Source organism: Pseudoalteromonas sp. H105 (assembly GCF_001469215.1).
Classification (GTDB): Bacteria; Pseudomonadota; Gammaproteobacteria; order Enterobacterales; family Alteromonadaceae; genus Pseudoalteromonas.
On the sequence record NZ_LOFH01000010.1, the window covers coordinates 40,285 to 55,726 of the forward strand.

The window sequence follows — 15,442 nt, forward strand, 5'->3', positions numbered from 1 at the left end:
ATGTCGGCAGTTATTAGGCTTGAACACATCAACAAACAATACAAAATGGGTGAGCAAATATTTAAAGCACTCGATGATGTAAACGTTGTTATTGATGAAAACGAATATGTGGCGATCATTGGTCCGTCCGGCTCTGGTAAATCCACTTTAATGAATTTACTCGGCTGTTTAGACACCCCAACCAGTGGTGATTACTTTTTAAAAGATAAACTTGTAAAAAGCATGACTGAGACGGAACTCGCACATCAGCGCAATGAGAGCGTGGGGTTTATTTTTCAAAGCTTTAATTTATTACCACGTGCCTCTGCACTTGAGAACGTGATGCAACCGCTGGTGTATCGTTTTATCCCTGCTAAGCAGCGTAAACAAAAAGCACTTGAAGCTCTCAAGCGTGTAGGCCTGGGTGATAAAGTTGATCATCTATCAAGTCAGTTGTCGGGTGGCCAACGCCAGCGGGTTGCCATTGCCCGTGCACTAGTAACTAAACCACATATTTTATTAGGTGATGAACCTACCGGTAACCTCGATAGCAAAACCACCACCGAGATCATGGCGTTGTTTGATGAGCTACATAACGAAGGCCACACCATTATTTTAGTAACTCACGAACAAGACATTGCCGATCATTGCCAACGAGTGATTCGTTTAGTGGACGGAAAAGTGGTTAGTGATGTGCGTAAAGGCGAAGGAGATAAACAACATGTTTAAATCTGCTATAGCCATTATGGAAGGCACTAAAGCAGCTCTCATGGCTATTAAAGCCAATGCCATGCGCAGTGCTTTAACCTGTTTAGGTATTATTATAGGTGTGGCGGCAGTGATTACTGTGGTTGCCGTTATGCAAGGTTTTACCAAGCAAATCAACGACCAGTTAGCCGACATGGCACCTGATGTTACTTCAATTAAGCCATTTACCAGCATTGAACAAGAAATGGTGGGGAAAAATGCAAAGCTCACTTACAGCGATTTTTTAACCTTAAAAGCCCGGGTAAAAGAAGCCGAAACATTTACCGCTTTAATGTTTACGTGGCGTTTTTCTGGTGGCGCTGAGTACGGTAATAAAAGTCATTCATCACGGGTGATGGGCACCGAACAGGATTATCAAAAAGCATACCGCACATTTCCTGAGCTCGGCCGTTTTATTCGCGCTGAAGATGATGAAAAACGTCGCCGCGTTGCCTTTATTGGCCCTTCAATTATCGAGAAATTAAACCTCCCTGACAACCCCGTTGGTGAATACATAAAACTGGGTGGCGAATGGTTTAGAATCATTGGCGTGGCTGAAAAGCAAGGCAGCTTACTCGGCTTTGATCAAGACGATTATATTAATATCCCCATCAGTACTATGAGCGCACTTGAAGGGGCTAGCAGTACCAGCAACGTACAAATTATGTTTAGGTTAAAAGAAAACAGTGATGAAGAGTTAGTGCTCGCCAAAATTACCCGTATCTTGCGCCAACTGCATAAACTCGAAGACGGTGAAGAGAACGATTTTGAGTTTGAAACCGCAGAAAAAGCCCGCGCCAATGTCGATAAGTTCACTGGCAGTGCCACCGCTATCACCGCGGGAATTGTAGGTATCAGTTTAGTGGTAGGGGGCATTGGTGTCATGAACATCATGCTGGTTTCTGTGACCGAGCGCACCCGTGTGATAGGCACATTAAAAGCACTGGGGGCGACTCCTGGTTTTATCATGCTGCAATTTTTAGTTGAAGCGGTGGTGTTATCACTCTTTGGCGGGTTAATTGGTCTGGCGATTGGTTATGGCGCTGCGGCGCTTATTTCGCTCTCTGTGCCAAGTATGCCTGATGCGTATATACCTGGGTGGGCTATTATGTTGTCGTTTGGGTTTACCTCATTAATTGGGATTGTGTTTGGATTAGCCCCGGCTATTAAAGCAGCAAGGCTGAATCCTATTGATGCACTGCGTTACGAGTAATTATTGCACCTTGTAAGGTACCTTAGCGCAGTCGACTTCGACAGTTTTAGGGTACCAAACAGGGCCTACTTCATTAACGGCCATTTCAGCTAAACCATTCACAAACGATTTATACGTATGAACACTCTGCCACTGACCGTCCGCACACGTTTGCGATAAATTAATCGCATCGGAACCCTCGTATAACCCAAGCGCAAAATTGTGGTGCCACTGTTTTGTTTTATTGGCTTTCTGTGACGCTGTATATTCACCATTATCAAAATGGATATTGGTACACCCAGTCGCACTGAGTATCACTAAACTAGCTGCTAATACCGTTAATTTTTTCATAACATGCCTCCTGCTGCTTGCTGCTCATCACACCATACTTTTACCGTATGAGGCGCGTAAATGCCTAATGTTACTAATCCTAACACCCCATCCGTGGCGGTTTGTTGCGACTGCATTTGCAACACGCTTTGATCGCCACATACTTTTTTCACATCCACACGCTCTTCGCCAACCAGTCCCCACATGAAAAAAGGGCGACTATCTTGATACGTTGGTTTAGCGCTCAATTTGGCAATTTTTTGCGGCTGAATTGTCACCGACGAGCATGCACTCAGCATTAGTACTATTGAACATGTGATTAACGCCTTCATCAGGTTTGTCCTTTTATGTGTTTAAGAGTTGTAATTGTATATAGAGGAGCGCTATTAAAAGGTAAAAAACTGTAGTAATTTTGTAGACAAACAGTAGAACTCAGCACACTTTTTAACAGTGAACTTAGTACCTAGTTGATTATATTAAAAGGACAAAGTTAAGCTGAAACAGAATACCAAGTAAATAAGCCCCACCCAGTTACATGAGAAAAAATAAGGCGCCTAAGTGAATAAATTAATACTGTATATATGCTGGCTAAGCATTGCTTTAATCACATTATTTAGTCAAGCAAGCACGGTCGATAAAGAGGTTAACCACCTCATTACGTTTATAGCTCACAGTGATGCAACGTTTATTCGTAATGGAAATAATCACACCAGCACGGAAGCTGCTGAGCACCTAGCCATGAAGTACAAAAAAGGTAAGCGTTATGCCAAAACAGCGGATGACTTTATCAATAATTTAGCGACAAAAAGTGCTTGGAGCGGAAAAGCGTATACCGTTATTCTCAAGGATGGTACACAACTTACAGCAAATGTGTGGTTAACAGCCGAGCTTCGTAAAGTTAGAAACACAGAAAAGCCGCAATAAATGCGGCTTGGTTTCACATGTAGGAGAGTGAATTCGATTCTGCTGAATCATAGTGCAAGATTCACTATATTCAAGTAAAACTGAACATTTAGTGAACATATCAATAGCAACTAATCAGAGCAGATATTACTTGCACCTGATACCGTGACTAGGTATAAAAATAACATCCCCTTTTAATAAGAAGCGAAAAGCCATGCAACAACACGACAATCAACCCCTTAATGACTTTAATGAATACCCAGAAGAGATTATGCTTGAACGCGCAAAGGAGTTTTTAACCACTAGCCAGCGTCGCCACAGCATTCGCAGCTTTAGCGATCGCCCTGTACCAAAAGAGATTATAGAAACCTGTATCAAAGCCGCAGGGACCGCCCCAAGTGGAGCGAATCATCAGCCGTGGCATTTTGTCGCGATTCATTCTAGTGACGTTAAAAAACAGATTAGAGAGGCCGCAGAAAAATTAGAGCGCTCTTTTTATGAGGGGCGCGCGGGCGAAGAATGGCTTGATGCCCTTAAGCCATTAGGCACTGATGCCAGTAAACCTTACCTAGAGCATGCCCCTTGGTTAATTGCCGTATTTAGTCAAAAGAAAGGGGGTTTAAACACCGATGACAAAAACACCAATTATTATGTGCATGAATCAGTGGGGCTCGCGACAGGCTTTTTAATTCAAGCGCTACACCGAGCAGGCCTTGCAACGCTAACGCACACCCCTAAGCCAATGAGCTTTTTAACCGATATTTGTGGCAGAGACAAAGACAATGAACGCCCTTATATGCTTTTAGTGGCCGGTTACCCCAGTGATGAGGCAACCGTACCAAATCATGCACTGGTGAAGAAATCACTCGACGAGATAGCCACGTTTATCTGATCAAAACCGGCTTATAATCAGCCGCAAGTTTGTCGCCGGGGTTAAGCCCCGCGACAACGTGCACGTTTGCACCCTGCACCTCTCCTAAGCGTACAAAGCGACGTTCAACAACATTATTATTAATCACATACACCATATTTAACTGGCCAAATTCATGCACCCAATCAGTTGCAACCATCACACCTTGTTGTGCGTGTAACGGCAATTGTAACTGCGCGTATAACCCCGGCATCAGTGCGCCATTTGATTCCATGTCTAAACGAATCAATAAACTACGTGCGGCACTGTCTGCCACTGGCACAATTTCAGTCACTATGGCCTCGGTGCTTATATTTAATGTGGGTAAATTGACTTGCAGCGCTTGCCCTAATTGAAGCTTAATTGCTTGGCGTTCTCGAACATTAAATTCAAGTTGAAGCTGTTGAGGATTATACAAGGCAAGTAGTGGTTTTCCCGGAGTGGCTGTATCACCGGGTTCAACTAACCGCTCGACCACGACACCCGAAATAGGCGCTTTAATACGGGTAAACTCAAGGGCTACTTGAGCTTGCGTTTGCTGCTGCTGCGCAATCGCTAAGTTGGCTGTTATATTATCAAACTTGGCTTTTGCATCATCAAAATCACTGACCGAGACTAAGCCTTGTGAATATAAATCACGCATGCGTTTAAGCTGTTTCTCAGCTTGTGTTAGCTGCGCTTGAATCGCCTTTATTTGCGCCTTGCTTTGTGCCAATTGCGCTTTAAAGTCATTTTGCTCCAAACTGATTAGCACATCACCTCGAGTTACACTATCGCCCGCTCGTACATTTAAATGCTCTACTTGCGCCATTACCCGTGATGAAATTTGTGTATTCTGCTTTGCAATCACGCTGCCTGGCACCCGCTCATTACGTGCAATGGTTGTCGCATTAACCACAATCACTCGGCCTGCGTAGTCAGATGCGGGGATCACTTTATCGCCAGCAGCCTGCTTATCTGAAAAACTCCCAGCCATATAAAGTACTGAACCAATAATCACCACCAACGCGATGATTGAGCCAAACAGTTTTGATTTACCTTGCATGAGCATCATCCTCAGTTGCTTGTGTGTTTGAAAAAACTAAAAAATAAACTAACGGCACGACAAAGAGTGAAAAGACAGTCGATGCCACAATGCCAAAGATTATGGCAATCGCCAGGCCACTAAAAACGGGGTCGAGTGTGATCACTAAGTTGCCAAGTAAAGTGGTGCCTGCCGTCAGCAGAACCGGACGCAAACGTGTTGTTCCAGCAGCAATTAATGCGTCTTTTATTACCATGCCATGCGCTCTGGATTGATTGATAAACTCAACGAGAATAAGCGAGTTACGTATAACAATCCCCGCTAATGCGATCATGCCTATCATGGCTGTTGCGGTGAATAAAACCGGTTCTGGAGCACCTGCAATGCTTCGCTCACCAAACTGATTGAGCAGCCAAAAACCAGGCATTATACCAATCACCGTTAAAGGAATCGCCGACATGATGATCAACGATAAGCTTGCTGATTGTGTTTGAATGCGCAAAATAATAAAGATCGCGGTTAAAGCGAATGCAAATGCAATCCCCATATCACGAAATACATCAATCGTAATTCGCCATTCCCCTTCGCCACTAAACGTAACATGTGTACCTGCTGGTAGCTGCCAAGCTGCGGTACCACCGTTATTGAAAAAGTGCCTACTTAACCAATCTGTTTGGGTAAATTCATTATTACTTGCATTTAAATCAGCATTTACATCGGCAATAATTTCTGCTGGTGTACGGCCATTTAGCTCAGCCATGACATAAACGACATCACGTTGGTCTTTGCGCATAATAGGTTTAGCTACGTTCAATGATGAAAACTCACCGAGCTCTGACAAGGACACTAACGGACGAGGCGCACTCGATAATCCATATTCATCCATGGTTTTTGCCAATTCGCGATCGCCACGTACTTGCATAGCAAGCAGCGTTGCTAACTGATTTCGCTGCTGATACGGCAGCTGCATCTTAATATCGACCGGTTGCGTTTCACCACTGACGTACATCACCCCCACACGCTTACCCGCAGAGGCGATCGACAGTGTATTGGCAATGTCGTCGGTTGACACCGCTGATAGTGCCGCTTTTGTTTTATCGCTAATAAAACGCTGTAAAGGAGCTGGCGCGGCAATACTGGTATCCACTTCCACAACGTGTGGTTCTTGCCTCAAGCGCTCTGCAACATTGCGTGCGGCTTGATGGAAAGTCGCAGTATCAACAAATGCGTCACGGTATACTTCAGCGACAAGGGTGCTTAAAACAGGCGGCCCTGGCGGCACTTCTACAACCTTAATAACAATGCCGTTAACAGCGAGAGGTGCAAGTTGTTTACGCAAACGCATGACTATGCCATGCGATTGTTGCTCTCGCTCTGCTTTATCTAATAACAGCACTCTTAGCTCGGCCAAATGTGAAGCCTCACGGCGGTAATACCCGCGCACCATGCCATTAAAGTCCATACTTGATGGCTGACCAACATAAGCGGCTATTTCGCTCACCTCGTTTAGCTGCCACGTTACAGCCTGCACTTTTCGGGTAACAAGGGCTGTTTGCTCTAAGCTTGTTCCCTCTGGCATATCAATCAGCACTTGCACTTCATTTTTATTATCAAAGGGTAATAGCTTCAGCGGAACCGCGCGTATCACTGGCAATAAAGCACTGATGACAAAAAGGGCTAAGGTTATCCATAGAACGAACTTTGCTCTGCTTTTTGATGCTAACAATGGTGTTAGCATACGCTCATAAATACCCGCTTTTTGTATCACCGCTACAGGCGGTTCAGCCCCCGTTTCTTTTAATAATTTCATGGCAAGCCATGGGGTAACAAAAAACGCGACTATGGTAGAAACCGCCACACTTAACGGAACATTGAATGCCATTGGTGCCATATAAGGCCCCATCATGCCAGTGATATAAGCCAGTGGTATAAATGCCACCATAATGGTCAAGGTAGACATTAACAGTGCACCGCGTATTTCACTCATCGCGGCTACGATTTGTTGCTTTTTATTGCCCTTTTTTTGTAAAAAACGACTGATATTGTCGATGCCCGTTATAGGGTCATCCACCAGCAAACCCAGGGATAAAATCAATGCAAAAAGTGTCACCCTATTAATGGTGTAGCCAAAAGCAAAATCTAAACTCAGGGTAATGCCATAGCAAATAGGCACCGCAAGACCCACCACTATCGCGGGGCGCCAGCCTAAAAATACCCCAACAAAAATAACCACTGTAAAAACAGCAAACACCAAGCTTGACGTTAAGTTATTCACTTTTTCATCTGCCGTTTGGCCGTAATCCCGCAGCGTGGTGTAGTCTATTTCAGGGGGTAAAAAGCCGGCTTTAAGCTCAGCCATCATTTGATGCACGTCGTTGGCAACCGCAACAGCGTTAGTGCCTGCTTTTTTGGCTATACTGAGGGTCACTAATGGCTGATCTTGCTTGCCATTAGATTGTGCTAACCACTGATAGTTATCTGGCTCACTCGGCCCATCAAGAACATGAGCCACATCGCTTAAATAAACCGTTTTGCCATTAATGACATTAACCACTAACTGTTCTATTGCGGCTTTTGACCGAAGCACATCTCCGGCCTGTAGCGTTATTTGCTGCGCGGCATCGACAACACTGCCAACGTACGTGAGCTGGTTTGATGCGCTCAAGGCATAATATACATCAGCCAACGTTGTTTGATGCGCCGCCAATGCACTGGCATCTAAGTTAATGCTTAAGGTGCGTGTGCGCCCTGCAATAACTTTTACTTCACTGGTGTTTTCAATACGCTGAAGGCTGTTTGCTATTTCATACGCAAAACGGGTTAACTCAAAATCACTGTATAGTTTTGGATCTTTACTGAATAAGCCAAGCATCACAATTGGCACGTCGTTCACTTCAACCGGCCTCACTTGCCATGCACTAATGACTGATGCCATAGTATGTTGATAACTATAAAGTTTTGCGTATGTATCTAAAATGGCTTGCTCGCGATCATGCCCCACTTCAAAGCGAAGCGTAACAACGGTGCTATTACTGTGTGTGGTTGAGTAAATATGTTCGACACCACGTAATTGTGCTAATAGTTTTTCTAAAGGTTGGGTGACTAACCGTGCGACTTCCGGCGCTTCAACGTTCGGAGCCGAGACATAAATATCAAGCATGGGAACCACAATTTGCGGTTCTTCTTCTCGTGGGGTCTGCTGTAACGCCATAATGCCAAGCAATACAGCCATCACAAAAATAATGACAGGAATGCGCCCATTGAGGCTATTTTTTACTGCGCTATCAAGCGTAAACATCTCTTATTCCTTACAAAATAAGCCATACAATGTACCCAGCATCGCTTGCGCATGCTGATCCACCACACGGTAATAAATTGTTTGCCCCTCTCTGCGCGTATCAACTATGTTTGCTTTACGCAGGGCTGCTAAGTGCTGTGATAATGCTGATTGTGCTAAAGGTACAGCTTCATTCAGTGCGGACACACTCATCTCTGTATCTTGTAATGAGCACAAAATCATTAAACGGTTTTTATTGGCTAATATCTTTAATAGCTTTTCAGCACGCTCTACATTGTTAGCCATAGCAGCAAAATCGATAGTCATAAGTTCACTCTTATATTCAAAGTACCAAAATAGTATAGGTTGTTATATTAGAAAAGTCTAATATTAGAATTTACTAATGTAGGTTTTTCTAATATATTTATTACATATTCACATTGTGTTGAGGTTAAAATGAAACTAAACGACGTACTCCGTCTTATTGCAGGCATCATGGTTGGCATTTCATTGTTGTTACAACAGTTTCACGATCCATTATGGATTTGGTTTACTGTATTTATTGCCCTAAACTTAATTCAATCGGCATTTAGCAAATGGTGCCCAATGATCACTATCTTAAAAAAACTTGGTTTTGAGGAATAACATGCTTACATCTATCCCTGATTTAATGAAAATAATTACACCAAACCAACGTCGTATCGAAGCAGCGCAAGCAAAACAAGAGCTTGAACAAAACCACGGCTTATTAATTGATGTTCGCGAGCCTGCCGAACATACAACAAAGGCTGCTATTGGTGCAATCAACATCCCACGTGGTTTACTGGAAATGAAGTTAATGGAGATAGAAAAAGACCCTGCACGTCCTATTTATCTTCATTGCGCCAGTGGTGCACGCGCAACACTCAGTGCAGAAGCGCTCACGCGTGTTGGCTACGAAAACGTGACTGTCATTACGTGTAAAGCGGATACTATCTGCCACGTATTTTAATATCTGTTTCATATAATAGTCATACTGGTCGGATAAGCTCATTGTTTTACTTTTAACGGTACAGAGCAATGACGTTTACACGGAGAAGTTTTTTAAAAGCATCGGCAGCGGGTTTCGGCGCTGCCGTTTTATCATTGGGCATCACAGGGTGTACATTTGATGAAGACGATGATGAAACCATTGAAATTAGTTTTGATCACGGAGTAGCCAGTGGCGATCCACTCAGTGATAGCCTAATTTTATGGACCCGTGTAACGCCACTCGATACAGCAACCAGTAGCATTAAAGTACAGTGGCAAGCCGCGACAGACCCTAATTTCAATAACATTAGCCATGATGGCGAAGCGCTTGTAACAACCGCCAGTGATTTCACTTTAAAAGTGGACCTTCAAGGCTTAGATGCTAATACCACCTACTACTACCGCTTTATCTCTAATGGAAAAGCATCGCCTGTTGGTTCAGGTAAAACACTGCCTACAGGCAATATTGATCAAGTGAAGTTTGCTGTTATTTCATGTGCCAACTACCCTGCGGGCTTTTTTCATGTGTATGGTGAAATAGCAAAACAAACTGATTTAGACGCCGTATTACACTTAGGCGATTATATTTATGAATACGGGAATGGTGGCTATGCTTCGCAAGATGCGGCGCTGTTAGGACGGTTACTGCCACAAGACAATAGCGAAGAAATAATCAGTTTAACTGATTACCGTAAACGCTATGCGCACTATCGTACAGACCGTAATTTACAAGCAGCGCATAGTAATTGTGCATTTATAACCGTGTGGGACGACCACGAAGTAACCAATGATACATGGCGTGAAGGTGCAGAGAACCATAACGATGGCGAAGGGGAGTTTAGCGAAAGAAAGCTCCATGCCCTACAAGCCTATTTTGAATGGATGCCAATCCGCAATGTCGCCGATAAAGAACGTATTTACCGCCGTTTTGAGTTTGGCGATTTAGTGTCGTTGTATATGCTAGATACCCGAGTTTTGGCGCGTGATGAGCAGCTAAACTACGGTGATTTTGACTTAACCAGTGCGCAGGGGCAAAGCGATTTTGTCAATGCCATTAGCTCGCCTAGTCGTGCATTACTCGGTAATGAGCAGCTCACGTGGCTGACGGATGGAATGACAACATCAAACGCTCAATGGCAAGTTCTTGGCCAACAAGTATTGATGACCAAAATGTATTTACCATTCGAAATATTACAGTTATTGGTGACCCTACAGGTAACGCAAGCTGGCGGAGGTGATATTGCGCCACTATTAGCTCAAGCCAATGCAGTGTTTGCAGAATTAGCTCAAATCAAAGGCCGTATTTTGGCCGGCGATCCAACAGTAACTGACGCAGAGCGAGCCCGTGTTGATACCACTGCACCTTATAATTTAGATGCCTGGGACGGCTATGCTTACGAACGCGAAGTACTACTTGGTACTGCAATCGCTTTGCAAAAGAATTTAGTTGTGTTGGCCGGTGATACGCATAATGCATGGGCAGGTCAGCTAACCACCGATGCAACCAACCCAATCGCAGCTTCGCAAAATGCCGGGGTTGAATTTGCCACCTCATCAGTGTCTTCACCTGGCCTTGAAGAGTACTTAGCATTGAATACCCAAGGACCAGAAGTCACAGCTCAAATGGAACAAGTTATTCCATTACTAGTAAACGACTTGGTGTATAACAACCTTGTTGATCGTGGATATTTAACAATTACCTTTACCCCTGAACAAGCAACCGCAAAGTGGCAATACGTCAGTAGCATAAAAACGGCCTCATACACCATGCAAACTGAACGCAGTAACGAACTTCATGTAATCGCTGGACAACCACAGATTCAAGGTTAATGGTATTGTGATAAATACACTCAGCTTAAGCGATTCACTTAAGCTGAGTAATCAACAGTATTATAATGTCAGCTGCTACCAAACACATTGAGCGTATGCTGATTAAAATTACTTAAATTTGGAAATATATCGACAAGCTCAGAGTCTGGTACACCAAACCACTTGGCTAAAGTAGCAAAGTATTGCTCATTTGCAACACGTGGAATTAAGCGCCCTGAGCCAACATCTTGCGGACCATCTAAATGCTGAGTAAGTAACTCACCGTAAATATCCCCGCCTTTGACTGCACCGCCCATCACAATTTGATTCCCTGCCCACCCATGATCGGTACCATCTCCATTTGACGTTAAAGTACGGCCAAAGTCAGACATAGTAAATGTTGTTACATTGTTAGCCATATTCAGCTCTTTCATTGCACTGTCAAATTCAGCCAGCCCTTGAGCGAGTGTGTTAAGTAATAGTGGATGGGTATCTAATTGATCATCATGGGTATCAAACCCCCCCATAGAAACAAAAAACACCTGCCTTTGTGTGCTTAACCTCGATTGAACACTAATCGCTTTGGCAACCGCTGCTAGCTGTTCTGATAAAGACGTATCACTGAATACCGTTGAAAACTCAACGCCCGATTCCAGCGCCGCATTCATTGTTTGGGTGTTATTAATCGCCGAATTAAAGCTGCTTGCATAAGCAGTACTCAAAGGGTGCTGAGTATTACTCATCAAACGATTCATAATACGTGTTACATGCTCTGAGCGAGGCTGATAACCACTAAATGCATTAATTTTACTGATACCGCTTTTATTCAAAACAAATGCTTTTGTTTGATCGCCCGTTTGCCAGAGGTTAGTCCCATCAAGTGAGATATTGGCAGCAAACTGATCTTGCTGCCCTAAACGCTCTAACAAGCGTGCTCCCCACCCGCTGTTTAGCGACTGTTTTTCGCGGCCATACATCCATGATGCTTGTTGATCATTGTGTGAGAATAGGTGCTCAGGTAGTGCAGTGGTTTTATTTTTGTAGTCATTGTAAGTGGTTGGTGTAAGCAAAGTACCAACACCGCCAACAAACGCTAAATTGGCTGAATCAAATACATTTTTTATGGCACTTAAAGAAGGATGAAGACCCACCCCACCGGCAAAATTTGTTGGGGTATTTAATGCCACAGGTGAAACTACCGCAAGGTTTTGTCGGCTTTGTTCGTACAGTACGCGTTGTTCACCTGCTAGCGGAACAAGCATATTAAGTGAATCATTACCGCCATATAAAAACACACACACCAATGCTTTGTAGTCGGTTAACTGAGCTGTATTTATTGAGCCGGTGAGTGCTTGTAACTGCAAACTTGTCAACGCGGCTGCTGATACTCCACCTTTTAAACATAATGATAAAAATTGTCGTCTATTTAAACTCATTATATTTCTCCTAATACTGCAGGTTAAATTCAGGTGAAATGGCAATCATATACAGTAAATACGATACTCTTTCTGGGTATTGGTCATCATCAAAATAAGCGTCTAAATCCCGTAAAGCTTGGCGTGTATGGTCACTCATTGAGCCAGCGTAATACACAACATTGTACTGATCTAGCAATGCTTCAATACCATTGCTTTGTAAAATATTCATATCATTTTGCAGATAAACATAGATACTACTCGACTTTAACTCTGTTTGTTTTTCTGCCACACCCCACACTAGCTCAGAGTAATGTTCATTCATTGTGCCAATGAGCGTTGCATCCCCTGCAATTTGCAATTCAGGTGCTAACAAGCCATCTGCACGTAGTTGCGCGGGTTGATAGTCAGGCCGAAAAAAGTTAAATACCGAAGGTGAGCGCATGGGACCTTGCCCTAACCTATCAAAAGTGTTCCACGTTCTGTATTCATCATCTAATGATCTTGCATCAAGGTTCCGCCAAAACTGCACTACTTTAAGTAACGGCTCTTTAATCTTACCTTGATAGGTTAAAACAGCACCAAAATGGCGCGCTTCATCGTCTAAATAAATAGCTTTGATCACGGCAGCTAAATCACCGCGCACTCCCTGCCCATTGTCATTAAACACGCTAGCAACGCGTTCAACGTATTGTGGTGTTGGGTTAGAGGTTATCAAACGCTGAATAAGTTGCTTGGTAATAAATGGGGCAACATTAGGGTGGTTAAATAAGTTATCGAGTGCGATATCAAGCGATTCTTGGGGTCCATAGTCAGGGGGGATCACTTGGCCATTCAATAACACCTTTTGCTTATTTGAATGATACTCTGCAAAGGCCTTCATAGGCTTGATGTAATTGCGATTTTTGCGCTTAAATGTTTCATTATCGGCATATGTCCAACCGGTAAATACACGCGCGAAGCCTTGAATTTCATCCTGGCCGTAAGTGGCCATGCTATTGCCTTGAGCATCGAGTTTTAACGAACCATTGAGATTTAGCTCGTCTAAACCAATAGTGAATAACTGCATGACCTCGCGGGCATAGTTTTCGTCTGGGCGAATGTTAAGTGCTTCATCCGCTTTTTCATTGCCTAAATGACTTAAATATGTCCCCATGACAGGCGAGAGTGTTACCGCTTCAAGCAAGTCCCGGTAATTACCAAATGCATGCTCAAGGAGTAAATCATAGTAGCCAACCATTGCTTCTGGCTCTGAGCGCAAACCATTATTGGCATCAGACACCACCAATATTTCGCTTAATGCAAATGCCACTCGTTGCCTAAGCTGGTCATTACTGCGCATCACCGCTTTCCACCAAGCGTCCACACGATTGATGTAACCAAACTCATCTTCACCCGGGCTTTTTGTTAAGTAATTGCGATGATAACCGACAGGTAAGGCGATTTGCTCATCAAGCCACTGCTGCTCACTTAGCCCTTGTGATTGGCGTATTTCATTGAGTGTTGGGCCCATACTGCCTTGGTGCAATAACCGCGAGCTGGCGAATTGATCCATACGATTAAGCGCCATAAAGCGGATATTGGTTGTTGCAGTGGCGCCTTGGTTATCCGTTGCAGTTACAGTAAAAGCGTACTCTGTTGGCGTAAAGCTCGACGCAGGCGCTAGATCAAGTGTTATTGAGTTAGCATCGATAGGCTCAGCAAGTACGTTTTGTCCTGTGGTCTGCTGCCAAATAACGCTGGCAATACTGCCATCTTCATCATTGGCTGTTGCTGATAATGTGAGTGATTGCCCTTTAGCTACCTCACTAGGCACGTTAGCAACAGAAATTGAAGGGGATTTATTTTGCGTGACTACAGGGGGGACATCGCTTTCGCTGTTACCGCCTCCTCCACCACAACCACTGAGTATACTGGCAATACTAAGTATCAAAAATAATCTGTAATTCATATTAGTTCGACACCTCTGAATAAACGACGCCTACCTACAATGTAGCCTATGGCACCATTAAAACACAAACCGCTATTGACAGCTCTAAGGCGTTTGTCGGTATTTCAACGGCTCACATGTTAAGCAAATAACGTGCTGTAAAAAAGTAAACTACCTGTTTATTTTATTGGGGGATTATCTGTTTATTGTAAAAATGATTATTTTTTATACGTTGTGGTAAAAATAACGATCAGATAAGGGGCTCAGATTGCGTTGAGGCCCCTATTTATAAACCCTGTCGAACGAGGGTGAAGGCTTGCTCTGCAACAAGGGTTTAAGGGTTTATTAATAACCTTAAAAATACACCTATTTACTTTTTTTCGTCTAGCAAAGTCATCATCATCTGCTCGATATTTTTTACGCTGTAAGTTAACGCGCGCAGTAACTCTAGCTGGCTATCAGGCTCATTATTTTGCGCTTTACCCGGTTGCGAAGACGTTAGGTTATCTTTTTGCGTTAAAATCGCCTCACGAAATTCACTGGCATCAACGACACCCAATAATGATACTAATGCCCCTTGTCCAGACTGCCCGGCCGTTTCAAAGCTCAAGCGATACAAACCAAATAACCGCATCAGCGGGCCTTGGCTTAATCCAACATCAGTGATTTTCTCTAGCGGTATCGATTTTTCTACTTTAAATAAAATACCACGTTTAACCACCAGCTTTCGCTCTAAAAGTTCAGCCGACATCGCCGCTAAAATACGACCGCTGACAAGCCAGACAATCAACACAATAATGGGGATTAAAGGAATGCTGACAATACTAATTGTGCTTATACATAGTGCAAACACTAACCAGTAAGACTTTATTTTGGGATCAAATGCGGCAGTTTTTAAAACAGACTCTGACATCG

General features: G+C 43.6%; 15 protein-coding genes. 7 read left to right on the forward strand and 8 right to left on the reverse strand.

Going from position 1 to position 15,442, the window contains the following annotated elements:
- On the forward strand, positions 1-708 hold the full coding sequence (locus tag ATS75_RS15705; RefSeq protein WP_058561371.1) for an ABC transporter ATP-binding protein: 708 nt from the start codon (positions 1-3) through the stop codon (positions 706-708).
- Positions 701-1,939 carry an ABC transporter permease gene (locus ATS75_RS15710; RefSeq protein ID WP_058561372.1) on the forward strand — a complete coding sequence of 413 codons (1,239 nt, stop codon included), beginning with the start codon at positions 701-703 and terminating at the stop codon, positions 1,937-1,939. The genes ATS75_RS15705 and ATS75_RS15710 overlap by 8 nt, the downstream gene beginning before the upstream one ends.
- On the opposite strand, the gene ATS75_RS15715 is transcribed toward ATS75_RS15710, so the two are convergent.
- Together ATS75_RS15715 and ATS75_RS15720 are read right to left on the reverse strand one after the other, a co-directional pair.
- Entirely contained in the window at positions 1,940-2,269 is a 330-nt protein-coding gene (locus ATS75_RS15715; RefSeq protein WP_058561373.1) for a Bor/Iss family lipoprotein, read from the reverse strand.
- Positions 2,266-2,580, reverse strand: a complete 315-nt coding sequence (locus ATS75_RS15720) for a Bor family protein (RefSeq protein ID WP_058561374.1) — start codon at positions 2,578-2,580, stop codon at positions 2,266-2,268. The genes ATS75_RS15715 and ATS75_RS15720 overlap by 4 nt, the downstream gene beginning before the upstream one ends.
- A gap of 226 nt (positions 2,581-2,806) precedes the next feature.
- Here ATS75_RS15720 and ATS75_RS15725 point away from each other — a divergent pair, with 226 nt between their 5' ends.
- Complete coding sequence (locus ATS75_RS15725; RefSeq protein ID WP_058561375.1) at positions 2,807-3,172, forward strand: YfeK family protein; 366 nt, start codon at positions 2,807-2,809, stop codon at positions 3,170-3,172.
- 193 nt (positions 3,173-3,365) lie between these two features.
- Entirely contained in the window at positions 3,366-4,043 is a 678-nt protein-coding gene (locus ATS75_RS15730) for a nitroreductase family protein (RefSeq protein WP_058561376.1), read from the forward strand.
- Here ATS75_RS15730 and ATS75_RS15735 read toward each other — a convergent pair.
- From ATS75_RS15735 to ATS75_RS15745, 3 genes are read right to left on the reverse strand one after another with little or no spacing between them, the layout of a single operon-like run.
- Positions 4,036-5,106 carry an efflux RND transporter periplasmic adaptor subunit gene (locus ATS75_RS15735; protein WP_058561377.1) on the reverse strand — a complete coding sequence of 357 codons (1,071 nt, stop codon included), beginning with the start codon at positions 5,104-5,106 and terminating at the stop codon, positions 4,036-4,038. The two genes, ATS75_RS15730 and ATS75_RS15735, sit on opposite strands and share 8 nt — an antisense overlap.
- On the reverse strand, positions 5,096-8,383 hold the full coding sequence (locus ATS75_RS15740; protein ID WP_058561378.1) for an efflux RND transporter permease subunit: 3,288 nt from the start codon (positions 8,381-8,383) through the stop codon (positions 5,096-5,098). Before ATS75_RS15740 ends, ATS75_RS15735 begins: the two co-directional genes overlap by 11 nt.
- A 3-nt stretch (positions 8,384-8,386) precedes the next feature.
- Positions 8,387-8,689, reverse strand: a complete 303-nt coding sequence (locus ATS75_RS15745) for an ArsR/SmtB family transcription factor (RefSeq protein WP_058561379.1) — start codon at positions 8,687-8,689, stop codon at positions 8,387-8,389.
- Between the two features lie 129 nt (positions 8,690-8,818).
- Between ATS75_RS15745 and ATS75_RS15750 the strand changes: the two genes are divergently transcribed.
- The 3 genes from ATS75_RS15750 to ATS75_RS15760 all read left to right on the forward strand — a co-directional run bounded on the left by ATS75_RS15750 (position 8,819) and on the right by ATS75_RS15760 (position 11,203).
- Positions 8,819-9,007 carry a DUF2892 domain-containing protein gene (locus tag ATS75_RS15750; protein WP_058561380.1) on the forward strand — a complete coding sequence of 63 codons (189 nt, stop codon included), beginning with the start codon at positions 8,819-8,821 and terminating at the stop codon, positions 9,005-9,007.
- Between the two features lies 1 nt (position 9,008).
- Positions 9,009-9,353 carry a rhodanese-like domain-containing protein gene (locus tag ATS75_RS15755; RefSeq protein ID WP_058561381.1) on the forward strand — a complete coding sequence of 115 codons (345 nt, stop codon included), beginning with the start codon at positions 9,009-9,011 and terminating at the stop codon, positions 9,351-9,353.
- A gap of 68 nt (positions 9,354-9,421) precedes the next feature.
- Positions 9,422-11,203 (forward strand): alkaline phosphatase D family protein, encoded by a 1,782-nt coding sequence (locus tag ATS75_RS15760; RefSeq protein WP_058561382.1) that lies wholly within the window; start codon positions 9,422-9,424, stop codon positions 11,201-11,203.
- 68 nt (positions 11,204-11,271) lie between these two features.
- Here the strand turns inward: ATS75_RS15760 and ATS75_RS15765 are convergent, their stop codons facing one another.
- The 3 genes from ATS75_RS15765 to ATS75_RS15775 form a co-directional block, all read right to left on the reverse strand.
- Positions 11,272-12,618: a DUF1501 domain-containing protein gene (locus ATS75_RS15765; protein ID WP_058561383.1), complete on the reverse strand. Its 1,347-nt coding sequence runs from the start codon at positions 12,616-12,618 to the stop codon at positions 11,272-11,274.
- 10 nt (positions 12,619-12,628) lie between these two features.
- The gene (locus ATS75_RS15770) at positions 12,629-14,548 is read right to left on the reverse strand and encodes a DUF1800 domain-containing protein (protein WP_058561384.1); all 1,920 of its coding nucleotides are present in this window, start codon (positions 14,546-14,548) and stop codon (positions 12,629-12,631) included.
- A 349-nt stretch (positions 14,549-14,897) separates the two neighbouring features.
- Positions 14,898-15,440 (reverse strand): PH domain-containing protein, encoded by a 543-nt coding sequence (locus ATS75_RS15775; protein ID WP_058561385.1) that lies wholly within the window; start codon positions 15,438-15,440, stop codon positions 14,898-14,900.
- Positions 15,441-15,442 lie beyond the last annotated feature (2 nt).